Here is a 26550-nt window from a genome sequence, read left to right on the forward strand (position 1 = left end):
CTTATTTTTGTCGAGTGACTCTCACAAAACGTTACATTACAACTTTATGACAAATATATTACAAGATCGACAATTTGGAAAGGGCTTTTTGTTTAACTTCTCCTTAAAAATATAAAAATAGAAAAAACACTTCATTTTCTTTCGAAAAGAAGTGTTTCTCATGTAACAAGATTCTTCGTCAAGATTAGACGAGTTCCTGCTTTTTTTTCGGAATATAGAAAGTGAAGTGAGTACCTGTTCCAGCTTTACTATGTGCATGAATGGAGCCTTGATGCGCTTCTACGATGTTCTTCACAATCGCAAGGCCCAGCCCCGTACCGGAACGTCCTCTTGTTCTTGCTTTATCTGCTTTATAGAACCGTTCAAAAATAAATGGGAGATCCTCTTCAGGAATGCCGCTTCCCGAATCTTTCACATCCATCTTGAGCCCATTTTCCACCGATTGAACTGAGAAGTGAACTTCTCCGCCTTCTGGTGTATGGCGAATGGCATTGTCGATGAGATTTGTAAAAACCTGTTCTATTTTATCTGGGTCAAATACAAAATACGGTTCTTCTACTTGAATTTCATACGTCAGGTTGATTTGTTTTTCTTTTGCAATTCCAAGGAATTTACGGTAGATTTTTTCAGTCAGCTCTTCTGTATCAGTTGATTCAAGATTCAGTGTAATATGACCAGCTTCCATACGTGCGAGATCGAGAAGATCATTCACAAGACGCCCCATTCGAAGTGATTCATCATAGATAATTTGGGCAATCTCTTTCTTTTCCTCTTCTGATCCGGCAATGTCATCGACAATCGCTTCACTATAGCCCTGCAGCATAGCAATAGGTGTACGGAGTTCATGACTGACATTTGCAATGAAGTCTTTTCTTAGCTTATCCAGTCTTCTCTCTTCTGTCATATCGCGAAGCACCGCAACCGCCCCTCTGACATCTTGCTGGTTATAAAGCGGAGACATAAGAAGAACCCAAGTACGCCCTTGAAGCGTGACTTCGATCATTTGCTCTTTTTCCGTACTGACGGCAGTATGAAACAATTCACGCGCTTCTGGCGGCAGTTCATCCCCATCTTTGATCTTCATATTTTGCTCGTAATACCAAGCCTGCAAGAATCTTTCTGCAGGAGGGTTTGTCATGAGGATCGTTCCATCAATATTGATCGTGATGACACCATCTGCCATACTGCTGAGAATGTTGGACAAATGTTCTTTTTCTTGATTTAAAGCGGTTATATGAAATTTAAGCTGCTTGCCCATTTGATTAAAGGCGATCGCCAGTTCCCCAATTTCGTCTTGCGTTAAAATAGGAATCTTTGTATCAAATTTTCCTTTCGCCAAATCTTGTGCTCCCTCTCTCATCTTTCTGAGAGGATAGGTGACACGAGTGGATAAGAAGAAAGCGAAAATTGTCGTCAGCACAATCGCAATTCCGGCTGCGAGGAAGATATAACGCGTCGTATGTTTTGTTGTCTGCTCTACAGCAAGGAGGGATTGAGAAAGAAAGACCATCCCTTTCTTTCCGTTCGCCTCGTAAGGAACACCTACTACAATGCGTTCATCTTTCTGATTGCCTGTATGAGATTCAGCTCGTTTACTGATTTTTTTTCGTTCTGTCAGTGCTTTGTTCAAATCTTTGTCTGCTTCAATTTGTTCTTTTGTGATCGCAGGAAGCTTCCCGCCTTTTTCAGACGAATACCATTCTAGTCCATCCTCTTGAACAATCGCGATACTTGTCAATTTATCAGCTAGTTCTGATGTAATCGATCTTGCAAGTGATTGATCCTCATGGCTTTCTAAAATGACTGCTACTTTGTTGGCCATTTGTGTTAAATCAGACTTTGCTTCTTCGACATGGTAGTTCTCAATGAATTCTAAAAGAAGCACAGTTAAAATCGATAAAACAATGAGCACGAGGAAAAGAATGGTTAACCATAGCTTTCCTACGACACTTTTCCACAGCTTCATTCAGCGCCGACCTCAAATTTGTACCCGACACCCCATACTGTCACGATTTTTTTCGCTGCTTCTGGTGACACTTTATTTAGTTTTTCGCGAAGCCTTTTGACGTGGGTATCCACTGTTCTCAGATCCCCAAAGAATTCATACTGCCACACTTCTTTGAGAAGCTTTTCCCTGTCATAGACCTTATCCGGCGTTTTTGCTAAGAAGTACAAAAGTTCGTATTCCTTCGGCGTGAGGCTGACTTCTTTTCCATCTGCTGTGACCCGGTGTGCATCATGATCAATGGATAGATGAGAAAACACAAGAACATCTTTTGTGGTTGTTCCAGTATTGAGATATGACGTTTGAGACGATCTTCTTAACAGTGCTTTCACACGAAGAACCACTTCACGCGGACTGAAAGGTTTGACGATATAATCATCCGTTCCTGCCTCAAAACCTTGCACACGGTTGGCTTCCTCACCTTTTGCTGTCAGCATAATAATTGGTGTGGCTTTTTTATCTCGAATTTGATTACACACTTCGATCCCATCTGTCCCAGGCATCATTAAATCAAGCAAAATGAGGTCATAATCGGTTTGAAGTCCTTTTTGAATGGCCTCATCCCCATTTTCCGCTTCATCAATTTCATAATTTTCCCGTTCTAAATACATTTTTAAAAGGCGGCGAATTCTTGCCTCATCATCGACGACTAATATTTTCGTTTGAGTTGTGTGTTCCATTAGACAATCCTCCTGCTTTCTCCGTTGTTACATACATTTTAACAAAAAGCCGAATCGAATCATAAAAGTTGGCCTTTTTCATGCGATTACGCGTAAGAATGAAGCCCCGCAATCACTAGGTTGACAAAGATGAGGTTAAACATAATGATCGCAAATCCGATCACAGCAAGCCAAGCGGACTTTTCACCATGCCAGCCTCGTGATAACCGAAGGTGGAGATAGGCGGCGTAAAATAAAAATGTAATTAAAGCCCATACTTCCTTCGGGTCCCATCCCCAGAATCTCGTCCATGCAATTTGTGCCCAGATCATCGCAAAAATAAGACCGCCTAACGCAAATACAGGGAATCCTATGGAAACAGCCCTGTATCCAATTTCATCGACTAAATCAAGATTCACCTGTCTTACGAGCGGCTGAAGCAGCGCACTTAGTCGTTTGCGAATGATCAATCTTAGCAGTCCATAAATGATCAGCCCAACGCCAAATGACCATAGCACTGTATTCACCTTTCTACCTGAAAAAACAGGCGGCAGATCAACCACAGGCTCTAAACGATCTTTTGTGATAAGTTCTCCTTTATGAGGTCCTACTAAGGCAGGCAGCTCATAGACCATGACGCTCTCTTCTTTATTTTTATCTACCCAATTAAATTTCGCTTCATACCCTGTCATTCTAAAAATGGACGTGACAGCGATAAATGCAAGGGTGACCACAATCATAAACATGACCAGCTCTAAGCCAAAGGTTTTCTTCCCCGGTTTTGTTTGATCGACATGCTTCAAAAGAAAAATCACACCTGCCACAAAACTGATCGCCAAAATGGCTTGACCAAGCGCTGCTGTCGTGACGTGAATATATAGCCAATTACTTTGAAGTGAAGGAATCAGCGGTGAAATATCCGATGGAAACATGCTTGCATAAGCAATGATTAATAAAGCGATTGGAAGTGTGAATAAACCTAGCACAGACACTTGATAGACAAAATATAAAATAATAAATGCGAGCACCAGCATCATGCCAAAGGCTGTGGTGAATTCAAACAGATTACTGACTGGTGCGTGACCAGACGCGATCCACCTTGAAATAAAATAGCCAAATTGACTCAAAAAACCGATGATGGTGAGCGTTATGCCGATAAGTGCCGCCTTGTTTTTGCGCGGACCCTCTTCTTTCTTTTTTCCTTTAATGGCCCCTCCAAAAAAAGGAACTGCCGCTAAATACAATAGAAAAGCTGCAAATAACAGGTTTTCACTGACTGCCGCCATCTAATCCTTCCCCCTTGCTTTTGCTGATACTTGTTGTATCAGGCAGTTCTTTTTGATCCACTGGCTGTTTGATGCCACTGCCGTGCAGTAACACCTTGAGATCAGACTTTAAGCCGAACCAGTTTTTGTTTGTATGTCCTGCCACAAACACTTTTCCATCCTTTACCGACAGCCAGATTCTTCTATGCTGCCAGTACATCCCTTGTACGACACCAATCATAAAGATCATTCCACCAACAATAAGTACCCAGAGTGTTAAGTCTTTTCGAACCGTTAAACCTGTCACGTTTTTTGTTTCAACCCGGTCAAATTTCATTTTATAAAGATTGTTATCAGAACCCTCTACTGTCTCTTGAATCGCGACAAAACTTTTTTCACCTTTTGGTTTTTCAGGAGAGATCATTTCAAATACGAACGCAGGATTATTCGGATTCCTCGTTTTCGTACTAGGTGTGCCATCTTCGTCAAAATAAAAATCAGGCAAATAACTCATCACCTTGACTTTGTAACCGCTACCAAGATCATATTCTGACTTAGGCTCCAGCAGATTAATCTTCACTGTTCCGAAAGATTTCTCAGTATCTTTTCGAATCAGCTGAAAGACCATTTGATCGAGTTCATTTTGTTTAAAATCCACTTGATATAATGAGAAATTGTCAAACTTAAGCGGTTCATTCACTTTAATATCGTGTTCTGTTACCTGCTTCAGTTTTGGCTTTTCACCAAAAACAACTTCCCCTTCACGTTTATATAAAACGGCATCGGTTTTATAACTTTTGACGACTTGACCATCGCCAGCCTTTTCAATCGCATTTTCAAAGACTTCTTTTTCTTTTTCAGATTCATAGCGATCAATTGAAAACGCATTATTCTTTAAGAAGTATTGGCCTCCCGTCCCTGGGATTGGTGCCGTTTCGCCTTCTCTTACCCATAATGTTTCATCCACGTACATTCCTGGGACAAACCGGAGCATGGATCCAATGAGAAATATAATTAATCCAATATGATTGACGTAAGGTCCCCAGCGGGAAAAGCGGCCTTTTTCAGCTAAAATATGTCCATCTTCTTCTCTTACGCGGTAACGCTTTTGTTTCATTTTACTAACGATGCCTTCATATGTATGTTGATCTAATGTTTGGTTTGTTTCGCTGAAAAGACGCTGCCTTCTCATAAAGCCTTCTTTTTTGACAACCCCTTGATTTTTGAGTGCACGATAAAGTGGAATCACTCGATCAAGGCTGCAAATCACAAGGGAAATTCCGATAGATGCGACAAGGGCTAAAAACCACCAAGAATTATAAAGATCATGGAATCCAAGGATGTAATATAACTTGCCAAACGACCCATATTGCTCCTCATAATAAGTGGAAGCTGATGCACCTGGCGGAATAAACCGCTCCTGCGGAAAAATAGTTCCTAGCGAAGAAGCTAACAGTGTGATGACAATGAGCCACACACCCACTTTTACGGAAGAAAAAAAGTTCCATACTTTATCAACAATCGTTTTGTTGTATGTTTGCGAGCGTCTTGCACTGCCGTCATATCTCATATCAAGCAGCTTTGATGAATTTTTCTCTTTTGCTGCAATGGGATTCCCGCATGATTCACATAGAACAGTACCGATTGGATTAATATGTCCACACTCGCACTTTACCTCTTTCATTCTATGACCCCTTTGGTTTAATCAAATTCATATATTCATAGACATTACGTTCTGTCATCGTCCCCTTTATGACTTTGATTACTTTGCCTTCAGGATTAATTAAAAATGTGGTTGGCAGCGGCGTAATATCATATGCCTCTGTCACTTGACGATCTTTGTCCATGGCAACAGGAAAATTCACGCCATAAGCATCCATAAAATTCTTCACAGCAATATTGGATTCCCCCACATTCACGGCAACAATTTCGACACCGCGATCCTTGAACACTTCATACTGATTTGCCATATAAGGGAATTCCTGCTTACATGGACCGCACCATGTACCCCAAAAATTGAGAAAGACGCCTTTGCCTTTTAAGTCCTTTAATTCAATCCGTTCCCCATCTACCGATTGAAGGACAAAGTTCGGCGCAATAGATCCTTCTTTGATTTGATCCTGTTTGGCAAATACTGAGTTATACATCGTATAACACAGTGCAGCAAGCATCACGAGGAGAATGCCCGTCCGTATGAAAAATCGTCTTTTCTTCATCTGAAGTACCCCTTCCCCATAGACATTCAGGTAAATTATAGCATTCTCCTTCTTTTGATGCTTCTTCATTTTTTGAAGTTTATGTGAAAATTAAAAAGCGCTTTTCCCATGATCCGCAATCGCTCTTAGACGTTTTACTTCATGCGGCGTCAATTCTCTGCGATCTCCTGGTCTCATGCCTTCAATATGAAGGAAAGCATATTGCTCTCTTTTGAGTTTTAAAACGTCGTGACCGATTGCTTCAAACATGCGGCGAACCTGTCTATTTCTGCCTTCATGAATGGTTAATTGCACAATACATGTTTGCTTTCGTTTATCAATCGAGAGCATTTTGGCACGGGCAGGTGCTGTTTTTTTATGGTCTAACATGATTCCCTTTTCTAGCTTTCTAAGCAATTCTTTTGAAGGGATGCCTTTTAGTTTCGCTGCATACGTTTTATCAATTTCATATTTCGGATGCATGAGCTTATGGGCAAATTCGCCATCATTTGTAATCAAAATTAAACCGCTCGTATCATAATCCAACCGGCCGATTGGATACAGACGCTGCGGAACATCATCAAAGAAGTCTGTCACGACTTTGCGTCCTTTATCATCCTCGGCAGCTGAAATGACGCCGCGCGGTTTATAAAGCATAAAGTAAACCGGTTCTTCTCTTTCAAGCTTTAAGCCATTGACTTCAATTTTATCTGAAGAGCCCACCTTTACTCCGAGCTCTGTCACTGTTTCACCATTAACGGTAACTCGTCCTTCTTTAATTAATTCTTCAGCCTTTCGTCTAGAAGCGACGCCGGCATGGGCAATTACTTTCTGTAAACGTTCCATTTGTCTTTCACCTCATGTACTATCTTACTTGCTTGGCTTGAAACAAACAAGCATTCGTGGAAAAATAAGCGTTTCATCTGTCTAATTTCAACAAAAAAGCTATTTTCCATCCACGAAATAAAAAAAGCACCTGATTAGGCGCCGCTAAATAACAAACTGACGATAATAATCGATGCAATGATCCCAATCAGGTCTGCAAGCAGCCCCACTTTCAGTGCATCTCCCATTTTTTTAATACCAACTGCTCCAAAATAGACGGTTAAAATATAAAGGGTCGTATCTGTTGACCCTTGCATAACGGCGGCAAGCTTGCCGATAAAAGAATCTGGACCATAAGTCGCGATTAAGTCTGATGTCATACCAAGCGCCGCTGTTCCTGATATAGGGCGTATCAAAGCAAGCGGCACCACTTCTGTAGGAACACCAATCGCTGTAAACACAGGTTTCAATAATTCCATGACAAAGTCAAGGGCACCTGATGCTCGGAAAATCGTAATGGCGACAAGCATACCGACTAAATACGGAATGATTGAAAAGGCAATTTGAATGCCTTCTTTCCCGCCTTCTACAAATGTTTCGTACGTCGGTACTTTTTTAATCGTCCCTGCAATCAATATTCCTGCGATGATCAGTGGAATCAAAGCAAGTGACAGCCAGTTAATAAATGCCACAAGATCACCCCCGCCTGCTTCTGCGATAGTGGAAATAGCGATCAATCATAATCGCACCGATACCTGAAATAAGTGTCGCCAAAATGGTTGGACCTACAATATCTGTTGGCTGATCTGCACCATAGGTCATACGAATTGCAATGACAGTCGTTGGCACAAGTGTGATAGAAGATGTATTGACTGCTAAAAAAGTGATCATAGACCGGCTCGCCTCATTTTTTCCGCCATTTAATGCTTTCATCTGCTCCATCGCCTTAATCCCAAGTGGAGTGGCGGCATTGCCAAGGCCAAAGAAATTTGCCATGAGATTGGACAGAATATACCCCATCGCTGGATGATTCGCAGGAATCTCAGGAAATAGTTTTGAGATAAAGGGCCGGCATAATTTACTAAAGAAATGTAACAACCCCGCTTCTTCTGCGATCTTCATCAATCCTAGCCAGAATACAAGAACACTAATCAACCCAATTGAAATGGTGACCGCTTCTTTTGATCCTTTAAAGACCGCTTCATTCACTTCATGCATCGTTCCGTTAAACATTGCATAGACAAGACCGATGACCGTGAGGAATACCCAGATCAGATTGACCATGAAGATCCGCCTATCGATGTCTGAAAGACAGACTTGAACATTTCTTGAAAGCTTTTTTGAGGCATTCGGTTGCGTTTGTTTTCATAAAAAATGGGGACTTGCTCAATCACTTGACCATCGAGTAAGAACGTCATTTTCCCTACTACATCTGGGATCGCTTCTTTGTTTTTCTCCCATTTCTTTTCAGGCGTCAGCATTTCCGTTTCGATTTCCACTAGTTTTTTCTCATCCTCATTTAGTAAATAGTCCACATCCCGCTTAATAAACGCTTTTTTTTCGTAAAAAGTCCCTTTTAACGAAGCGAGCCTGCCTTTTTCAGCAAGCACATACGTTTTATAGTGATCAAATGCATACTCAAACATTGAGATATGATCCTTCCAATCATCCGGTGCATTAATCGTCACAGCAATGAGCGCAGCATCTCCTTTTGCAGCTGTGGAGACAAGTGTGCGTTTTGCAAGTTTTGTATATCCTGTCTTCCCTCCAGTCGAATATTGATACAAACCCGTGAGCAGCTTGTTTTTATTTTTCCAATAACCCTCGATTGTTTTTGCTTTATAAAAGGTGGTACCGGCAATTTTTTGATATTGCTGATGCTTCATGGCGTACTTCGTTAAGATCGCCATATCATAAGCTGATGAATAATGGTTTTTATGATCATCGAGTCCATGCGGATTTTGAAAATTCGTATTCTCCATGCCTAGTTCAGAGGCCTTTTGGTTCATCATAAAAATAAAGCCTTCTAAGCTGCCGCCAACATGTTCTGCAATGGCAACAGCTGCATCATTTCCAGAGCGCAGCATGAGCCCGTATGTCAAGTCTTCTAAACTCACCTTCTGTCCTTCCTTTAAATAAATCGAAGAACCTTCCGCTTGAATCGCACGTTTTGACACTTTGACCATGTCGTTCATTTTTCCTGATTCAATGGCTAATACAGCCGTCATAATTTTTGTGATACTGGCGATTCTTCTTTTTTCGTGCTCGTCCTTTCCAAATAGGACTCTGCCTGACTGTCCATCTATTAAAATGGCGCTTCTCGCACTCACCGATAATGAAATGTCTGCTTGAGCGTGTGAGGAAAAAGGCAGTAAGAGTGTCAATAGAAGAAGGACTGCTGTTCCAATTTTTAAATAGGGCATGTTCATTCACGTCCTTGTCCGTTTTGTACAAGTGTATGCGCGGCTGAAAAAGTTATGATGCCTCGTCCATAAAAAAAAGCGACTCGATGATTAGAGTCGCTTTTCATTCTTCTTTATACCATTTTCATTTGCTGATGAGATGTTGTATATTCCAGCTCTTCTCTCATCGTTAAAAACTCTTTTTCTAATGAAGAAAACAAACGTTTGACCTCAGCCGATACTTCATGATGGAAAACAATGCAGCTTTTTCCTGTGTAGGCTGAACGGCTATCTTCATACCATGTATCCTTTTTTGGTGTAAAAAATTCTTCAATACATTGATGATAAATACGATGAAGCGTCTGCTGTGCGGCTTGCTGCGGGAATGTCTGTTGCTGCCTGATTTTCCTACAAACCGCCGCGGCATCCTCGCTATAAACTGCAAGCTTCCGCAATGTACTTAATATGTCACAATAATAGGCTTCCGCTTCCGGGTTTAATCGTTTCAAGCTTGATAAGGTAGCTTCGTTCAGAAAATCATTCACTTCAACTGCAACCTTTGATAAAAAAACGCCTGCTTGATCAACTTGAGCCTTTACATTCATATGTGCCATTTGTTTCGTGTTTACCTTCCCCTCATGGCTTTGTCACCATTTTATCTTTCAAATAAAGATTTTAGACCTAAAATCTTTTTTATATTTTATCATACATTTTTCCTTATTTTGAACTATTTTATCTCTTCAAATGTTTGATTGAAGTTTTCAAAAAAGAGATCAGCCTCTTCTTGCACCCCATCTGCTTCCACATTCTCTGGAAGTGGCGGTAATTCATCTAAGGCTTTTAAACCAAATTGCTCTAAAAAGGTAGGTGTTGTCCCATAAAGGATCGCTCGTCCCGGTCCATCGGCACGTCCTACTTCACAGAGCAGTGCTTTGGCCACTAAACTATGCAGCACTCGTTCTGATTTAACGCCTCTGATCTCCTCGACTTCGCTGCGTGTAATCGGTTGTTTATACGAGACAATGGCGAGCACTTCTAGCGCTGCCTGTGACAAACCTTTCGATGGTGTCTCTACTAATTTTTTTAAATATACGCTGTATTCTTTTTTCGTCAGCAGCATATATGAATCTGCATATTCAATAAGCTCAATCCCTCGTTCTTGTTTTTGATATTCTTCCTTTACGGCAGACATAATATCAAGCAACGCTGCCTCATCAACTTCAAGAACAGACATGAGCTGTTTTCTTGTTAAGCCTTCGTCACCTGCTGCATATAGCAGCGCTTCTAAGATGGCTTTCCAATTCACGATATCAAGCGTCATGAATCGTTTCACTCCCTATGATATAAATATCTTCAAAGTTTCCTTCCTGCTCCAGCATGATTTGATGGCTTTTCATCAATTCGAGAACAGCAAGAAACGTCACGACAAGGTGTTCCTTTTGATCATGTTGAAATAAAGTCATGAAATTGGTCCGCTTTTTTGTTTTTCTTAAATGGTTCATAATCTCATTCATTTTGTCTTCAATTGGGATTTCTTGTCTTGTAATCTTTGATGGTGCTGGTTTTGTTATTTTTTTGCGGTTCAATACCTTTTGGAACGCACCTAACATATCATACACCGTGACGTGTAAGTTTGTGTCCTTCGCTTCTGCTTCTTTTGCAAATTCACTTAAATCACTTGGTGGTTTTGTGAAGGCGTTTTGCCGCTCTTCTTCACGTTCCTTCAGTTCTTGCGCTGCATTTTTATACTTGCGGTATTCAATTAATTTGCCAATCAGCTCATCACGAGGGTCCTCTTCTTCTTCCATCAGGTCTTCATCAAACAGCTCTTCCTCTTGTTTTGGGAGAAGCATTCTGCTTTTAATGCTGAGGAGAGTTGCAGCCATCACCAAATACTCACTTGCAACATCCAGTTCAAGCTCCCTCATCGTGTGGACATATAATAAATACTGCTCCGTAATTTTAGCGACGGGAATATCATAAATATCAATTTCCAAACGGTTAATTAAATGTAAAAGCAAGTCCAAAGGACCCTCAAACGAATCTATTTTCACCTGATATTCCAGCATTCTTTTCTCACCATTTCTACTGTCTTCTAAGTACCGTTTTCATCGGCTAACCTTTAGTATAAGACACGATAAAGCTCTCGTCCAATATAATTTCGACCATGAGGCAGCAGGCAAAAAAAGAAAAACAGTGGATTCGCCCATACCAATGAGGGCATTTATACATAGAATACCATTGTAATCAGAACTGATGAAAAAGGAGGCCGTAACATTATGGGAGATGGTTATTACTTCGGCGGAGGATTTGCGCTTATTGTTGTGCTGTTCATCTTGCTGATCATCGTTGGCGCGGCTTGGGTTTATTAAAGAAACAGAGCGTCCTTTCATAAAGGGGCGCTCTTTCTTCTTTTCTTTTCGGTATGTTAGACTGATAGTGGAAAAGGAGTTGACCGCTGTGTATCCTAAAGCGTACGTGGCTTTTTTACATGAATTTCATACGACAAGAGATTATTTTGAGTGTCATGAAATTCTTGAAGAACTTTGGAAAGAAGATCCTCCTCATCAGCGCAAAAAGTACTGGGTGGGTCTCATTCAGCTTGCTGTTGCTTTGTATCATCAAAGACGAGGGAATGGAAAAGGAGCAAAACGGCTGATTTCAAACAGCCTTCATATATTAGATTCGGACCGGAACATACTAACAGAATTAGGTCTTGATGAAGAGGCATTTCTTTTGCTGCTGAGAACACTGAAAAAGAAAATCGATGAAGACATGCCCTACGAAAGTGTGATGCTGCCAATCCGAGATGAAACGCTTCTTTCTTTATGCCAAGAGATGGCCCAAAAAGAAGGCTTAACCTTCGGACAGGAGAGCAACTTATCCCATACATTCTTAATTGAAAAGCATAGACTGCGTGATCGAACGGACGTATTGCTTGAACGTGAAAAGCAGATGGAACGTAAAAAAAGCAGAGGCATATAACCTCTGCTTCAGCGTGTAGACAAACCCTCGCATTCGGTGTCAGTCCTGCGTGCCGGTGCTCACGAATATCGAATTCGCTCCGCTCCAGTACTCGTCCTTCCTAGACTGCAAAGGTTTTCTATCACGCTGAAAAGAAGACAAATGGCTAAAATCAAGTTCATTTTAGCCATTTGTCAACAATCTAAAGCAGAGGCATATAACCTCTGCTTTTACATGTGTGATATTTAGTTTGTTTCACTGTGACACTTATGAAAGAAGCCTTGCGTTAATTCATTTGGAATGAGTGTTTTCGTTTTGAATACTTCTTCCACGGCTAATACCATTTCCTTGCCGATGCCTTGGTCACGATGGGACGGATTGACACTAATATGTTCGATTTGTACTTGGTCGTCTGTTTTCAGCACACCAATCGCACCGACGATATCCTCACCATCTTTCCAAAGGAACAGCTGCCGATCTTCATCCATTTCATACGACTTTATCGTCTGCTGAAGCTGTTTGACGTCTTTCTCACCCGGCATAAAGGACAGGAGTCCCATGGCAATTTTTTCAAAAGACCTCTTGTAACGAATTAACATATATACCCCTCAATATTAAAATTATCCTATTTTCCAGCAAATGTCTTATGAATCACTTGCTCATCACACATTATAAACACTTTTAGGTTGTTTTTAAACTCTTTTTCATCAAATTAACGAAACGTTCGATTTAGGTTGGCCATTTCAATAGCAGCTGCAGCCGATTCACTGCCTTTATTTCCAGCCTTTGTACCGGCTCTTTCAATGGCTTGTTCAATAGATTCTGTTGTCAGTACACCAAAGATAATCGGCACCCCTGTTGAGATGGCACTTTGTGCGATTCCTTTAGCCGCTTCATTACAAACATAATCGTAATGTGATGTTGCCCCGCGAATCACGGTTCCAAGTGTAATGACTGCATCATATTTTTTTGTTTCTGCTAGTTTTTTTGCCATATACGGAATTTCAAAAGCCCCCGGCACCCACACGACATCAATATCGTCACCGTTTGCTCCGTGTCTAAGCAATGTATCTTCTGCTCCATCTAGCAATTTACTTGTAATAAAATCATTAAATCTAGCGACGACGATTCCAAACTTTAATCCTTCTGCTACTACATTCCCTTGTATTGTATTCATATGTTCATCATCCTTTTTTGTGATTTTTATTTTGTTTTCATTGTCGTTGTTTGCTTGTTTATATATGCCTGCAATGCTTCAATCGTCAGCATCTTTAAATCGTGTTCTTTTTGAATTTTTTGTAGTTCGGGTACGCGGGCCATGGTTCCATCTGCATTCATAATTTCACATATGACACCCGCTGGCACTGAACCCGCAAGTTTAGCAAGATCAACAGCCGCTTCTGTATGACCTGGTCTTTCTACTACGCCTCCCTCTTTCGCAATAAGAGGGAAAACATGACCTGGGCGGGCAAAATCTTCTGGTTTTGACTCTTTATTTAACATGGCCAAAATGGTCGTTGAGCGCTCAAAAGCACTTATACCAGTTGTCGTTGACGTATGGTCGATGCTCACTGTAAATGCTGTATGATGTGCATCCGTATTTCGCTCGACCATGGGATGCAGATCCAAGTGTTTCGCAATCGAGGCATGAACTGGTGTGCAAATAAGACCTCTTCCATGTAAAGCCATGAAGTTAATGACTTCCGGCGTTGCATGCTCAGCAAGTGCCACAAAGTCTCCTTCATTTTCTCTGTCTTCATCATCTACTACGATAATGATTTCTCCTCGTTTCAGGGCATTTACTGCCTCATCAACTGAATGATACATACAATCGCCTCCTAGAATCCGTGCTCTTTTAAAAATGATGGGGTTAATCGTGATGGCTGCTTTTCATTTTGCTCTTTTGTTAAAAAGCGATAAATGTATTTACCGATCATGTCACATTCAATATTTACTACATCCCCCATAGATTTAGTCGGGAAAATAGTTCCTTCAAGCGTATGTGGAATGATAGAAACTGTCACATGAGCATCTCGCAAATCGAAAATAGTCAAGCTGACGCCGTCTATTGCGATCGATCCCTTTTTTGTGAGCATATCTGTGAGGGTCTTGTCCATTTTCAAATCATAGTAAATGGCATTACTCTTCTTTTCTACACGGGTAATCACAGCCGTTCCATCGACATGGCCTGAAACAAAATGACCGCCGAATCGTCCATTTGATGACATCGCTCGCTCTAAATTCACTTGGCTACCTGGCGCAAGCTGATCAAGTGATGTCGCTTTGACCGTCTCAGGCATCACATCTGCCGCAAACTGTTCTTTTGTGAAGCTTGTGACAGTGAGACAAACGCCATTGATGGCGATACTATCGCCTAGGTGAACATCTTCTAGTACACGACTGCACTTGATGATGATTTCCATGGCATCTGCGGATCTTTTGCTCAATGACTGGACTGTACCCACTTCTTCAATAATCCCCGTAAACATGTGATCCTCCCTTTCTCTTTCTTTTGTATTTCTCACTTTATGAAAAAGCGATGTTTGGGACATGTGATCGATTGAACACCTTCGTCGCTTTTTATGGTCCATACAAGGTAAATGAGGGATCACCTAATAAACACTGCATGCGATGACTATATTGACATACAGAAAGCCCCGGAAAAATTCCGGGGCTGTGGTTTTTTTGCATTAGAAATAAAACTATGATCAACACTTATTTTTTGTTCATACATAGCTTTCGTTATCCTTCTCCCATCCAGACTTTCACTGTCGGCTTCAGCTTCTCACTGAATCAACCGTTAATAAATTAACGGGTCACGGGCTGTAAAGCATTTGCTTTATTACCGTCGGTCGGGATTTTCACCCTGCCCCGAAGGATACAATCGATATTTAGCTGTCCTTAGGGGCTATTATAGCGATCCTTGTTGTCAAATGCAACAATCAAGATTTATTCACCTGTTCATAAAAAAAGCCTCCTTATAGGAAAGGAGACTTGTTAATTGACGACTTTTACTACTTTTATAAGACCGTCTATTCTTTTTTCATTACTAAAGTATGCTTTAATACGATCGCCTTTTTTCAGATCGGCCACATCATCTTCAAATTTCTTTCCATTAAAAATGATTTTCGTGCCATTTTTGGCTTGACCGTAATACTCATCACCATCAATTTTTGTAATGGTATATTCATAGATTGTGTAATCTTTGTCATTATTCGTTAAGCTTTCGCCGATGGCTGTTGGCACATCTTCAATTTTCATACCATTCATGTATAAATAACCTGCGCCTAAACAAAGCAGTAAAACAAATAAGATTGCGATTTTTAATTTGATTTTCCCCATATTTAGAACCTCCATCATCTGCACTTCGCCTATTTGTATGTTCTATTCCTTATTTTGATGAAATAAAACCAAAAAAGCTGATTTTCATTAATGGTTACTTATATAACGATTCAAATGGACTTTTGGTTCCACCTTTTCATCATTACATATGATACGAATATGCGTTCTTTATTAAGGGGGTCTTTTTTCCTCTTTATCTGTTAGCAGGGTGAATAAGATAGACGAGCTTTTTGATTATATTCTTTTCTCTAGTGCGAATAGATCTTCCTCTAACAATTGAGATCTTTGAACAGCGATATTTCGGCTGTCACGAACCCCTTGATTATAATAGTAGCTTCCAAGATGTTTTGTGATAAATTCTAATATATTGATGGCTGCTAATTCACCAATCTCCTCTTCTCGTTCTTCGGCAAAGTAACGCTGAATAGCAATCATCATCTGATTTTTTTCTTCTTTTGTTAATGGTTTCAAAGTATCTCCTGCTTTCTTTCAGCATGATCACACGCTTTTTAGATGTGCACTTTCACTTATTTTTAGAGCTACATATGGTGACACTCACGAATACGAATGTTTGTTCTCTTATCATATCACAAAAACGTGTCCATCACACCCTAAAAGAAAAAGCGTGTTTTAATCCATTGATCAAAATACGCTTTTTTTATATAGACTATTTATTTCAATATGGATAGTATCGTCGCTATAGAATGATCTACAAATGAACGCTCTGGGCGAGATTTCATGAGGACTGTAAGTCCAATAAAAGAAACGACCAGCGCCTGTGCTAAGGCTTTGGCATTCAGACTGCTTTCGAGCTCACCCGAGCGAATACCTTGTACAATTTTTTCTTCAAAAATGACCGAAAGATACATTTGATGCTCTCTTGTGAGAATTTCAAATTTCTCTTCGTGGGGGGCAAGTTCGACTATTGTATTGATGCAGAAGCACCCTTTACTCGGCCCATCTCCATATTCCTCTTCTACTAATTCAGTAAATAATGTACGAAATGCTTCCTTTGCAGACAGATTGTTTTGCAGTTTTGATCGAATATGTGCTGCATGCTGAGTTGTATATTTGCGTAATGCTGCTTCAAACAATTCCTCTTTATCACCGAACGCTGAGTATAAGCTTGGCCGCTGTATTCCCATTTTTGCAGTTAAGTCGCTTAATGTAGTCGCTCTGTACCCCTTCTCCCAAAAAAGCAACAAGGCCTCATCTAACGCTTTTTCCTCATCAAATTCCCGTTGTCGAACCATTATCAACCCTCATTTCTATCATAAAACTCTCTTCACTAAATCAATCATCTATTTCTTATAACGTTTTTACTCATCGGTACATTATCATTTTATTTTATTGACATATCATTGTCAAACCGACTACGATCTTCACTATATCATCTTGACTTTAAAACGTTTCTATGGTTATCCTTAACAGGAATCATTCTATATCGATCAGTATATTATACTTTTCAGTACAAAAGGAGCGGATGACATGCATGAAAAAAGAAAAGATGAATGCCGTTGAACATTCTGATCTGGAAACGACTCATTTACAAATAACCACCCGATCAACGATGACTCGCAATATGGCTCTACTGTTTTCGACAGCCTCAGGGATGGCAGTAGCAAACATATATTTTGCACAGCCATTATTAGACTCCCTCGCATCCGAGTTTGGTATCAGCTATTCATCCATTGGTATGGTCATTACGATTACTCAGCTTTGTTATGGGCTAGGACTGCTACTGATCGTACCACTTGGTGATCTGTTCAACCAACGGCGACTCATCGTAGCTCAAATGCTAGTATCCGTGTTATCTCTCATTCTAGTCGGTATCGCCCCTACCGCCACCGTCCTGTTCATAGGACTAGCTGCGGTGGGACTGCTTGCTGTAGTCACTCAGGTACTCGTAGCATTCGCAGCGACATGGGCCGCTCCTGAAGAACGTGGCCGCATAGTGGGCTTGGTTCAAAGTGGAATTGTGATTGGTATTCTTCTCGCACGAACGTTTGCTGGTGTACTAACCGATCTCGCCGGCTGGAGATCAGTCTATCTCGTTTCCGGCGTGATGATGCTGATCATCACTGGCGTGTTGTACCGGTATCTTCCGCGTGCTGACAACAAGAGAGTCTCCATATCCTATGTGAACTTGCTCGCTTCAATGTTTATATTGTTCAGACAAGAACGAATTCTACGTATTCGTGGCGTACTGGGTTTTCTGATCTTTGTTGTGTTTGGCACGCTGTGGACTTCACTTGTGCTGCCTCTCAGCACTACGCCATACAATCTGTCACATACGGCGATTGGAGCATTTGGCCTTGCTGGAGTTGCCGGAGCATTAGGTGCCGCTCGGGCTGGAAGCCTTGCTGATCGAGGCTTAGGACAGTTAACAACGTGCATCGCCCTTGTCCTATTACTCTTTTCATGGTGTTTTATTTTTTTCACTGAATATTCCCTCATTTTATTAATCGTTGGTATCGTCATTCTTGACCTATCTGTGCAGGCCGTTCACGTGACCAATCAAAGTATGATTTTCATGGTCCAGCCTGAGGCGAGAAGCCGGCTGACTGCTGCTTATATGATTTTTTATTCCCTCGGCAGTGCGCTCGGTTCTATTGTATCAACTAACATATACGCCAACGCTGGCTGGAATGGGGTATGTCTATTTGGAGCCTCTATCAGCGCCTTAGCCCTTTTTTATTGGATGATCACCTACCGCTTCACGGCACAGATCACAGGAACATCAGATTTAAAATAAAAAAACACCGCTATTAAGCGGTGTTTTGGATTAAGCATCGATCACTTCGACTTTTTCCATGCCTTGTCCTTGTTCCATATCAAGAACAGCTTCGATACCAGATGTTACTTTGCCAAAAACAGTGTGAACACCGTTTAAGTGCGGCTGTGGGTCATGTACGATAAAGAATTGGCTGCCGCCAGTGTCTTTACCAGCGTGTGCCATTGATAATGAACCTCTCTCGTGCTGATGAGGGTTTCCTTCTGTTTCACATTTAATTGTGTAACCAGGTCCTCCAGTTCCATTACCGTTTGGATCGCCGCCTTGGCTTACGAACCCTGGGATCACGCGGTGGAATTTCAATCCATCGTAGAAGCCTTCATTCGCTAATTTTTCAAAGTTTGCTACTGTACCTGGAGCAGCCTCTGGGTAAAGTTCAAACTCAATTTTCTTTCCATTCGTTAATTGTATGTATCCTTTTTTCGCCATTTTTCACATTCTCCTTTCAGGTTAAACAACGCTCATTATAGCACATTTTTGGTCATGTTAAACATCCCCTGCTTACCTAATGTGATTTACCTCTTTTGCCAACATTGATAAAATAAAAGAGCTTGATCCTTTTCTCCTAAGGAAATGATCACAGACTGAGCAAAACACTTCATCATATTGGAGGTTTCAAACATCTTTAAAAGATAATTGAAACGTCAGACTGATTTGTTACGTCTATATGATGGAGTACGATTCAAATCATGTACTCAAAAGATGAGTTTCTCACCATCGAGAAACGCTTTCGACTTGAAGGAGGTCAACATGTTTAAAAAAACAATGCTTGGTATGATGGCAGCGCTCCTTTTACTGATTGGTGCGCCAAAAGTCAGCTTAGCGGATGCAGCTGTCGGCGATGTCATCGTCACACTCGGGCAAGACTTAACACCGGCTGATCGCCAGAAGGTGCTTGACGAGTTGAATCCACCTGAAAATGCGACAAAAATTGAAGTAACCAATAAAGAAGAGCACGAATATTTAGGAAAGTATATCCCTCGCTCTCAAATCGGGACTCGAGCATTATCATCTTCATCTATTACTATTGAAAAATCAGGTACGGGTCTGACTGTGGATACACATAACATTAAGACCATTACAGATGAGATGTATTTAAATGCTTTAATGACCGCAGGCGTGAAAGATGCAAAGGTTGTCGTGACGGCGCCGTTTGAAGTATCTGGCACAGCAGCACTGACAGGTTTATTAAAAGCCTATGAGGTGTCAAGCGACAAAGCCATTCCCGAAGATGTGAAACAGGTGGCTAACGAAGAGCTTGTAACAACATCTAAATTGGGTGACTCTATTGGAAAAGACAATGCTTCTGCTCTAATTGCAAAAATCAAAGATGACATTGCCAAAAATGGAGTTCCTAAAACAACAAAAGAAGTGGAAGAAAAAGTAGATCAAGCCGCTTCTGATTTGAACTTAAATCTGACGCAGGACCAAAAAGATCAACTTGTCTCTCTCTTCGATAAAATGAAAAATATCAATATCGATTGGAAACAAGTCGGATCTCAAATTGATAAAGCAAAAGACAAGATTACAAAATTCATAGAATCAGATGAAGGGAAAAACCTTCTACAGAAAATTTGGGATTTCTTTGTCTCCATTTGGAACGCGATCGTCTCTGTATTTACTGGTGGAAAATAAATGTCATAGAAAAAGCTGCCTGATGATCAGGCAGCTTTTTTTAAGTCGATGATTTCACTTTTGATTGATAAGGTAAATCCAATTTGACAATGTCCTCATATGTCTCACGCTCAACGACAAGCTGCGCTTCCCCATCTTCTACAAATACTACAGCCGGGCGCGGGATACGGTTATAGTTGTTTGACATGCTGTAGCCATAAGCTCCTGTACAAAAGACAGCTAATAAGTCTCCCTGTGATAACTCTGGCAGATCAATATCCCAAATGAGCATATCTCCACTCTCGCAGCATTTCCCTGCAATGGACACCGTTTGATCATGCGTTTGGCTCATTTTATTGGCGCTCGCTGCTTCATATTTCGCTTGATATAAAGCAGGTCGAATGTTATCACTCATTCCGCCGTCAATGGCTACATAATCGCGAATGCCAGGTACATGTTTGGATGAGCCGATCGTATAAAGAGTGGTTCCTGCATCTCCAACAAGTGAACGGCCTGGCTCAATCCAAATTTCAGGCATCTCAAATTCATAGCGGGCTACATTTTCTTTCACCGCTTGAATAATTTTCTCCACATATTCAGTCGCAGGCAGTGGCTCATCCTCTTCTGTATAACGGATGCCAAAACCTCCGCCTAAGTTCAGCACTGTGGAAATAAAGCCAAATGATTCTCTCCATTCATCTAGCTTCAAGAAAATCTTATCTGCCGCAAGGACAAAACCAGCCGTATCAAAAATTTGTGAGCCGATATGACAATGAACACCTAAGAGCTCGATCACTTCTGATTTAAGCACTTGTTTCACCGCTTCGTCTGCTTGTCCATTATGAAGGTCAAAACCGAATTTTGAATCTTCTTGACCTGTTGTAATGTAGTCATGCGTATGTGCTTCGACACCCGGCGTGATGCGGAGTAGTACTTTCACCTGTTTTGACAGCTCTTGACCAAGCTGTTCAATGAGCGTCATTTCATAGAAATTATCAACGACAATACAGCCAATTCCGTGCTCTAGTGCCATCTTTAATTCTTCTCTGCTTTTGTTGTTACCATGGAAATGAATTTTTTCTACTGGAAAACCGGCACAAATGGCTGTGTGCAGCTCCCCGCCTGAAACGACATCAAGTGATAAGCCTTCTTCTTTTGCCAGCTGGAACATGGCAATAGAAGAAAACGCCTTACTCGCATATGCCACCTGAGCTTTTAGTTCTTCTTCAATAAATGCTTTCTGAAAGCTTTTTGCACGCTCCCGTATTAAAGCCACATCATATACATAAAGTGGTGTCCCATACGTTTCAGCTAAAGAAACGGCATCAACACCACCAATTTCTAAATGTCCGAGTTCATTTTGTCTGCAAGTGCCGTGTAAATACAATGTCATTCCCTCTTTCTCCGCCTCGGCTGAAAAAAGACAGCTGCACAAGCTGCCTTTTGCCGTTTCTCAAAGTTAAAAATACAATATCACAATCTTCAGCCACTTTCAACGAGCGTTAAGAATTTGGCGGAATTTTTGATCTGTTCTGAGGGTGAACGATGCTTGGCCTTACTTTTGAGCCAGGTACAGACGTCCGAATGAGCACTTGCCACAAAGCCTTTCCATTAAAAGGAATGAACGGCCACATATAAGGTGTCTGTAAGGAACGAATGGATGTTAAATAAATAAGTAACAGCGTAAAACCGATGATCAGTCCATTCAGCTTAAAGATCGCTACTAGTGCTAATATGATCAGTCGGATAATTTTATTAGCGACACTCAGTTCATAACTTGGAGTGGTGAATGTGCCGATAGCTGCTAGCGAGACGTATAATATGACCTCTGGTGTAAATAAACCGACATCAATCGCGATTTGTCCAATTAAAACGGCCGCAATCAAGCCCATGGCAGTCGACAAGGCGGTCGGCGTATGGATCGCCGCCATTCGTAAAAATTCCACCCCAAAATCAGCAAGGAATACTTGGAGAATGACAGGAATATGGGAGGGTTTGTTAAATCCAATATAGCTTAGATTGTCTGGCAGAAGATTCGGTTCTAGAATAAAAAGAAACCAGATCGGCAAAAGAAAAGTAGAACATAAAATGCCTAAAAAACGCACCCATCTTAAAAAAGTCCCAACTGCTGGCGCCTGGCGGTATTCTTCAGCATGTTGAACGTGATGAAAAATAGTGGTTGGTGTAATGATGACACTAGGGGATGTATCCGTAATGATGATGACATGCCCTTCTAATATATGGTTAGCGGCTACATCTGGGCGCTCGGTGTATCGCACAAGCGGGAAGGGATTATATCCTTGCTTAATGATAAATTCTTCTATTGTTTTATCAGACATCGTCAGTCCGTCAACTTTAATCCCAGACACTTCTTTTTCGATAATATCAACAAGATCAGGGTCAGCTATGTCTTCAATATAACAAACACAGACGTCCGCTTTAGAACGCTCGCCTACTTTAAGCATTTTGTATCGCAGTTTTTCATCCCGCACTCTTCTGCGAATGAGTGCTGTGTTCACAATGATGTTTTCAACAAAGCCGTCTCTTGCACCTCTGACAACCTTTTCTGTATCCGGTTCCTCCGGCATTCTGCCAGGGTAGCTCCTGACATCAATAATAAATGCGTAATTTTCACCTTCGACAACGACTGCCACAAGTCCAGACAACACTTGATCCACTGCTTCATCAAGCGTTTCAACTTTTGAGACTTGCTGATTGACAAGACGGTTTTCTACCACACGTGCAAGATCATCTGATTCAGGTTCGTTGTCATTGATTTCAATCAATTCTTTTAATAAATAGATCACATATTGTGTATCACATAATCCATTTACATAGTAAAGCTGGATTTCCTGATCATGGACATAAATTTTCCGAACGCCAAGGTCAAAGCTGAGACCCATCCCGACATTGTCTTTGAAAAAATCTTCATTTTTCTTCGGATCTCGGTACACGTGCACCTTGTCTTTCTTCATGGAAACCGCTCCTTTCTAAAATTAATTCGACTGCCTTCATTGTGATGGGGGACCCTTTGCTTAGATCATCTTTCCGTCCCATCTTGCCAATATCTCCAATGCCGACAACAATCGGAAGCTGTAGTGAATCGAGACAATACACTGTATCTCCACTCATTTTGTGTGGTTCCATTTCTGGAAGTCCATGTTTGTCAACGCCATATTCTGTCAGTTCACCTTCCCGGTCAATGGAGACATGTACCTTTGTCCATTCCGCTTGATGGGTTTTAGATGCCACTGCAATGGCGCCAATCACTTCAATTTCAGGGTGACGTGCTACGTGCTTCATAGCCGTCTCCCCTGTTCCTTCACCTGTTAAGCCAGAATCATCAAACATGACAAACACTGGGTCATACGGCGTTTTTAAAATCATCTGGACCAGTTCTGGTCCTGTTCGTTTGCTCGGATTCCCTTTTGAGCTGGAAATACATCTTCCGCCGACTTTCTTGGCGACAAGCTCAATCGTTTTGGCAGCATATATATCTCCGTCTGTCACTAAAATGACTTTGCGTCTTTGCCCCATATTAGGTTATCCTTTCGGTTTAAAGATAAGTGCAATGATAAATGAAAATAAAATTGCAGCTGATATTCCAGCAGAGGTTAACTCAAAAATCCCAATTCCGATTCCAATAAATCCGTGGACATCAGCCTGATGCATCGCCCCATGAAGCAAGCTATGACCAAAGCTTACGATAGGGACGGTAGCACCCGCTCCTGCAAATTCAATAAATTTATCATAAATACCAAACCCGTCTAAAATCGTCCCCGCCACAACAAAGGTCGTCATGACATGTGCCGGTGTGAGCTTCAGTACATCAAGTAAAAGCTGGCCGATCACGCAAATCAGTCCGCCTGCAACAAAAGCAATCAAATAATCCATTAGCTTTCTCCTCCTGCACGCTCAAATACAACTCCGTGCGCAATGGTTGGAATGGTCTCTTTTTGCTGAACCATCATTGGGCTGAGAAGCGCCCCGGTTGCTACAACCAATACTCTTTGCAAATTCCCTGCTTTCATTTCTTGAAAGATGTGACTGAATGTCACGACAGCTGAACAGGCACAGCCGCTGCCTCCAGCGAATACATTTTGATCAGGTGTGTATATGATTAATCCGCAATCATCATGCTTCCGTCCAAGCTGAATGCCATCTTCTTTCAGAAGATCCTTTAAAATAGGCGATCCAATTCCAGATAGATCTCCTGTTAGGATGAGATCATAATCATCTACTGTTCTTCCTAAGTCTTCTAAATGTTGTTTGATTGTGTCTGCCGCTGCAGGCGCCATAGCCGAACCCATATCGAATGGATCTGTAATCCCAAGATCCATCACCCGTCCGACGGTGGCACTTGTAATTTGAATTTGGGAAGGTTCTTGGCTGATGACGACAGCACCGCTCCCTGTCACTGTACTTGTGGCTGTATCTGGTTTTTGCCCGCCATATTCTGTTGGATTACGGAATTGCCGCTCCGCCGTCGCATTGTGACTGCTTGTCGCAGCAAGTGCTTTATTGGCAAACCCACCATCTATTAACGCTGAGGCAATGGCGACTGATTCCATTGATGTGGAGCAGGCACCAAATAAACAAAGAAACGGGATTTTGAGTTCTCTTGCCACATAGTTGGCTGTCACGTTTTGGTTTAGTAAATCTCCTGCCAGCAAAAGGTCAATATCACTTTTTTGCAAATTCGCTTTTGATAAGGCCATTGATATGGCATCATCCATGAGCTGCCTTTCAGCCATTTCCCAGTTCTTTTGATAACAGTGCATTTCATCATAGGTTTTATCAATGAGATGACCGATTGGGCCTTCTTTTTCTTTCGGTCCTGCAGCTGTTCCTTCCGCATTCACATAAAGCTTGTGTTCAAATACCCAAGATTGCTTACCTGTTAGTTTCACGTTTTATTCCTCCTACGAAAACATCTTTTCCAAGACGTATCGAATAATCCCTACGACATATGCCGAGACGACACCAAACACAATGACGTTCCCAGCCAGTTTAAACATGTTGGTCGCTACACCTAACACAAGCCCTTCACTTTTATGCTCAAGAGCCGCACTTGTCATGCTATTTGCAAATCCTGTCACCGGGACAGCTGATCCCGCTCCAGCAAACTGGCCGATTTTATCGTAAATACCAATACCAGTTAAAATAGAAGAAATTAAAATAAGGGTCGCCACCGTTGGATTCCCTGCTGTCTTCTCATTAAAATCAAAAAAAGTAATATAGAAATTTTGCAATCCCTCGCCTATCGCACAAATCAAACCGCCGACAAGAAAAGCCTTGATGCAGTTCAGTACATAAGGAGGTTTCGGCTGATACGTTTTCACTTTAGATGGATAGTTCTCTTTTAAACTTGACACGTGTTGTTCCCTCCACATTTTTAAATATAAATAAGCCAATGAAATAGCGAGCCAAACACCTTTCCTAAGACGATGGCCATGAGCAGCAGCACAATTTTCCCGTCCATTCCAATTCTTTTCGTTAAGATAGGAAGTACATTTAACACTTCAGTGAGTGCGGCAGCAAGCATGCCAACAAAAATGCCAGATAAAAGACCGATCGGTAGCGCCAGCCATTTGGATAAATGCATATGGACTTGACTTAAAGTAGCCCAGCCGCCAACGATCGCTCCACTTATCACGGCAGCCTCATATCCTTGAATAAAACGCTGCGTTTTCGTTAATTGCATTAATCGAGGGATAATACCAAGCACTGTGAGAAACGCCACAAATCCTGCCCCTACCGTTAAACCGCCGCCGAGCCCAACAAGCACCACAAAAAGCCATTTACCGATCATGGATATCTTTCAATGTTTCTTTGTTTTCATTGAGTGCGACATAATGATCAAGATCGAGCTGATATTTAAACATTTCCACTTCAAGCGGGCTTGGCTCTTCGTTTAAACGCTTTTTAAACACATGATTGAAAAATAAAATCATGCCAAAACCGAGTCCAAAGCTATATGGAATTTGTAATAAATACGGATGCTCAACCGTGTTTCCAGTAATCATCTCGTAAAGGCGGATATGAACAAGCCGCATACTAACATCCTCATGGAAATTCATGATGGCAAGGGCCGCTCCGACAAATAAGAGGAGCCATACAAACACGAATAATACGGGGGACAGTTGGCGTTTACCTGTGTCTATTTCAACAATGGCTTCTGAGCCTCCGACCGTTTGAATGTCGATGTCAGGCCATGTTTTTTTGATCGTTTTGACCACATGCATGATATCTAACACAACGATGTGACGATCCTTTTTGCTGACATGGTATATCGGCATTTTGCTCAGCTTTTGCACAGCACTGTCATCTCCAGTGATTTGGGCGATATCCTCTAAATAAATAAGCTGATCATTACCAGTCTTAATCCGATGGCGCAGCCGAATAAAGATTTGTCCGTCCATCCAAGTCACTTCCTATACGATGGGTTAAAAATAGTATGTGGTGAAAAATGGTTCTCATACTGA

The 26550-nt window shown here is 41.4% G+C and carries 32 protein-coding genes and 1 riboswitch; of the genes, 4 read left to right on the plus strand and 28 right to left on the minus strand.

From position 1 onward, the window contains the following. Positions 1-184 precede the first annotated feature (184 nt). From NST01_RS10555 to NST01_RS10610, 12 genes are all read right to left on the minus strand, one after another. Entirely contained in the window at positions 185-1966 is a 1782-nt protein-coding gene (locus NST01_RS10555; protein WP_272511677.1) for an ATP-binding protein, read from the minus strand. Beyond that, positions 1963-2685: a response regulator transcription factor gene (locus tag NST01_RS10560; RefSeq protein ID WP_003215596.1), complete on the minus strand. Its 723-nt coding sequence runs from the start codon at positions 2683-2685 to the stop codon at positions 1963-1965. The genes NST01_RS10555 and NST01_RS10560 overlap by 4 nt, the downstream gene beginning before the upstream one ends. Before the next feature lie 86 nt (positions 2686-2771). Then, a complete protein-coding gene (ccsB, locus tag NST01_RS10565; RefSeq protein ID WP_017359778.1) occupies positions 2772-3950 on the minus strand; it encodes a c-type cytochrome biogenesis protein CcsB in 1179 nt (392 codons plus the stop codon). Then, positions 3934-5613, minus strand: a complete 1680-nt coding sequence (resB, locus tag NST01_RS10570) for a cytochrome c biogenesis protein ResB (protein WP_100325358.1) — start codon at positions 5611-5613, stop codon at positions 3934-3936. Before resB ends, ccsB begins: the two co-directional genes overlap by 17 nt. A gap of 1 nt (position 5614) precedes the next feature. Next, complete coding sequence (gene resA / locus NST01_RS10575) at positions 5615-6145, minus strand: thiol-disulfide oxidoreductase ResA (RefSeq protein WP_017359780.1); 531 nt, start codon at positions 6143-6145, stop codon at positions 5615-5617. A 90-nt stretch (positions 6146-6235) separates the two neighbouring features. Continuing rightward, the gene (gene rluB / locus NST01_RS10580) at positions 6236-6970 is read right to left on the minus strand and encodes a 23S rRNA pseudouridine(2605) synthase RluB (protein WP_007501012.1); all 735 of its coding nucleotides are present in this window, start codon (positions 6968-6970) and stop codon (positions 6236-6238) included. A gap of 134 nt (positions 6971-7104) precedes the next feature. Continuing rightward, positions 7105-7641: a spore maturation protein gene (locus NST01_RS10585; RefSeq protein ID WP_017359781.1), complete on the minus strand. Its 537-nt coding sequence runs from the start codon at positions 7639-7641 to the stop codon at positions 7105-7107. A 4-nt stretch (positions 7642-7645) separates the two neighbouring features. Next, a complete protein-coding gene (locus NST01_RS10590; protein ID WP_007501015.1) occupies positions 7646-8233 on the minus strand; it encodes a nucleoside recognition domain-containing protein in 588 nt (195 codons plus the stop codon). After that, entirely contained in the window at positions 8221-9372 is a 1152-nt protein-coding gene (locus NST01_RS10595) for a D-alanyl-D-alanine carboxypeptidase family protein (protein WP_060781157.1), read from the minus strand. Before NST01_RS10595 ends, NST01_RS10590 begins: the two co-directional genes overlap by 13 nt. Positions 9373-9485: 113 nt before the next feature. Further along, complete coding sequence (locus NST01_RS10600; RefSeq protein WP_060781158.1) at positions 9486-9965, minus strand: YpuI family protein; 480 nt, start codon at positions 9963-9965, stop codon at positions 9486-9488. 113 nt (positions 9966-10078) lie between these two features. Then, positions 10079-10672, minus strand: coding sequence for an SMC-Scp complex subunit ScpB (gene scpB / locus NST01_RS10605; protein WP_008344462.1), 594 nt, complete (start codon positions 10670-10672; stop codon positions 10079-10081). After that, positions 10662-11420 (minus strand): segregation/condensation protein A, encoded by a 759-nt coding sequence (locus tag NST01_RS10610; RefSeq protein ID WP_007501021.1) that lies wholly within the window; start codon positions 11418-11420, stop codon positions 10662-10664. The genes scpB and NST01_RS10610 overlap by 11 nt, the downstream gene beginning before the upstream one ends. A gap of 210 nt (positions 11421-11630) precedes the next feature. On the opposite strand from NST01_RS10610, the gene NST01_RS10615 reads away from it, so the two are divergent. Both NST01_RS10615 and NST01_RS10620 read left to right on the plus strand, forming a co-directional pair. Further along, on the plus strand, positions 11631-11723 hold the full coding sequence (locus NST01_RS10615) for a YjcZ family sporulation protein (RefSeq protein ID WP_008359694.1): 93 nt from the start codon (positions 11631-11633) through the stop codon (positions 11721-11723). Between the two features lie 88 nt (positions 11724-11811). After that, positions 11812-12336 carry a DUF309 domain-containing protein gene (locus NST01_RS10620; RefSeq protein ID WP_060781159.1) on the plus strand — a complete coding sequence of 175 codons (525 nt, stop codon included), beginning with the start codon at positions 11812-11814 and terminating at the stop codon, positions 12334-12336. Between the two features lie 224 nt (positions 12337-12560). Here NST01_RS10620 and NST01_RS10625 read toward each other — a convergent pair whose 3' ends face one another. From NST01_RS10625 to NST01_RS10655, 7 genes are all read right to left on the minus strand, one after another. Beyond that, positions 12561-12914, minus strand: a complete 354-nt coding sequence (locus tag NST01_RS10625; protein WP_008344455.1) for a GNAT family N-acetyltransferase — start codon at positions 12912-12914, stop codon at positions 12561-12563. A 113-nt stretch (positions 12915-13027) separates the two neighbouring features. Next, positions 13028-13492: a 6,7-dimethyl-8-ribityllumazine synthase gene (ribH, locus tag NST01_RS10630; protein ID WP_007501031.1), complete on the minus strand. Its 465-nt coding sequence runs from the start codon at positions 13490-13492 to the stop codon at positions 13028-13030. Positions 13493-13518: 26 nt separating this feature from the next. Then, complete coding sequence (gene ribB, locus NST01_RS10635) at positions 13519-14142, minus strand: 3,4-dihydroxy-2-butanone-4-phosphate synthase (RefSeq protein ID WP_017359786.1); 624 nt, start codon at positions 14140-14142, stop codon at positions 13519-13521. An 11-nt stretch (positions 14143-14153) separates the two neighbouring features. Next, on the minus strand, positions 14154-14804 hold the full coding sequence (gene ribE, locus NST01_RS10640; RefSeq protein ID WP_026050106.1) for a riboflavin synthase: 651 nt from the start codon (positions 14802-14804) through the stop codon (positions 14154-14156). A gap of 252 nt (positions 14805-15056) precedes the next feature. Then, positions 15057-15198, minus strand: a riboswitch (FMN riboswitch). Positions 15199-15312: 114 nt separating this feature from the next. After that, entirely contained in the window at positions 15313-15657 is a 345-nt protein-coding gene (locus NST01_RS10645) for a hypothetical protein (protein WP_008344451.1), read from the minus strand. Between the two features lie 234 nt (positions 15658-15891). Continuing rightward, positions 15892-16128 carry a DUF2164 domain-containing protein gene (locus tag NST01_RS10650; RefSeq protein ID WP_017359788.1) on the minus strand — a complete coding sequence of 79 codons (237 nt, stop codon included), beginning with the start codon at positions 16126-16128 and terminating at the stop codon, positions 15892-15894. Positions 16129-16328: 200 nt separating this feature from the next. After that, complete coding sequence (locus tag NST01_RS10655; protein WP_050827369.1) at positions 16329-16910, minus strand: TetR/AcrR family transcriptional regulator; 582 nt, start codon at positions 16908-16910, stop codon at positions 16329-16331. A 239-nt stretch (positions 16911-17149) separates the two neighbouring features. On the opposite strand from NST01_RS10655, the gene NST01_RS10660 reads away from it, so the two are divergent. Continuing rightward, entirely contained in the window at positions 17150-18412 is a 1263-nt protein-coding gene (locus NST01_RS10660) for an MFS transporter (RefSeq protein ID WP_341041919.1), read from the plus strand. A gap of 30 nt (positions 18413-18442) precedes the next feature. On the opposite strand, the gene NST01_RS10665 is transcribed toward NST01_RS10660, so the two are convergent. After that, the gene (locus tag NST01_RS10665; protein WP_007501040.1) at positions 18443-18880 is read right to left on the minus strand and encodes a peptidylprolyl isomerase; all 438 of its coding nucleotides are present in this window, start codon (positions 18878-18880) and stop codon (positions 18443-18445) included. A gap of 321 nt (positions 18881-19201) precedes the next feature. Between NST01_RS10665 and NST01_RS10670 the strand changes: the two genes are divergently transcribed. Beyond that, entirely contained in the window at positions 19202-20086 is an 885-nt protein-coding gene (locus tag NST01_RS10670) for a DUF1002 domain-containing protein (protein WP_017359791.1), read from the plus strand. 40 nt (positions 20087-20126) lie between these two features. Here the strand turns inward: NST01_RS10670 and lysA are convergent, their stop codons facing one another. The 8 genes from lysA to NST01_RS10710 form a co-directional block, all read right to left on the minus strand. Further along, positions 20127-21452, minus strand: a complete 1326-nt coding sequence (lysA, locus tag NST01_RS10675; protein ID WP_008344445.1) for a diaminopimelate decarboxylase — start codon at positions 21450-21452, stop codon at positions 20127-20129. A 115-nt stretch (positions 21453-21567) separates the two neighbouring features. After that, positions 21568-23040: a spore germination protein gene (locus tag NST01_RS10680; protein ID WP_007501043.1), complete on the minus strand. Its 1473-nt coding sequence runs from the start codon at positions 23038-23040 to the stop codon at positions 21568-21570. Next, positions 22994-23602, minus strand: a complete 609-nt coding sequence (locus NST01_RS10685) for a stage V sporulation protein AE (protein WP_007501044.1) — start codon at positions 23600-23602, stop codon at positions 22994-22996. The genes NST01_RS10680 and NST01_RS10685 overlap by 47 nt, the downstream gene beginning before the upstream one ends. Before the next feature lie 6 nt (positions 23603-23608). Continuing rightward, positions 23609-23959: a stage V sporulation protein AE gene (spoVAE, locus tag NST01_RS10690; RefSeq protein WP_007501045.1), complete on the minus strand. Its 351-nt coding sequence runs from the start codon at positions 23957-23959 to the stop codon at positions 23609-23611. Beyond that, a complete protein-coding gene (gene spoVAD / locus NST01_RS10695; protein WP_341041921.1) occupies positions 23959-24975 on the minus strand; it encodes a stage V sporulation protein AD in 1017 nt (338 codons plus the stop codon). The genes spoVAE and spoVAD overlap by 1 nt, the downstream gene beginning before the upstream one ends. Before the next feature lie 12 nt (positions 24976-24987). Continuing rightward, entirely contained in the window at positions 24988-25440 is a 453-nt protein-coding gene (gene spoVAC / locus NST01_RS10700) for a stage V sporulation protein AC (protein WP_024718929.1), read from the minus strand. A 20-nt stretch (positions 25441-25460) separates the two neighbouring features. Continuing rightward, positions 25461-25877, minus strand: a complete 417-nt coding sequence (locus NST01_RS10705) for a stage V sporulation protein AB (protein ID WP_045034337.1) — start codon at positions 25875-25877, stop codon at positions 25461-25463. Then, positions 25867-26487: a stage V sporulation protein AA gene (locus NST01_RS10710; protein ID WP_024718931.1), complete on the minus strand. Its 621-nt coding sequence runs from the start codon at positions 26485-26487 to the stop codon at positions 25867-25869. Before NST01_RS10710 ends, NST01_RS10705 begins: the two co-directional genes overlap by 11 nt. Between the last annotated feature and the right edge of the window lie 63 nt (positions 26488-26550).

The sequence above is a fragment of the Bacillus sp. FSL R7-0166 genome, assembly GCF_038008935.1.
GTDB lineage: Bacteria > Bacillota > Bacilli > Bacillales > Bacillaceae > Bacillus > Bacillus altitudinis.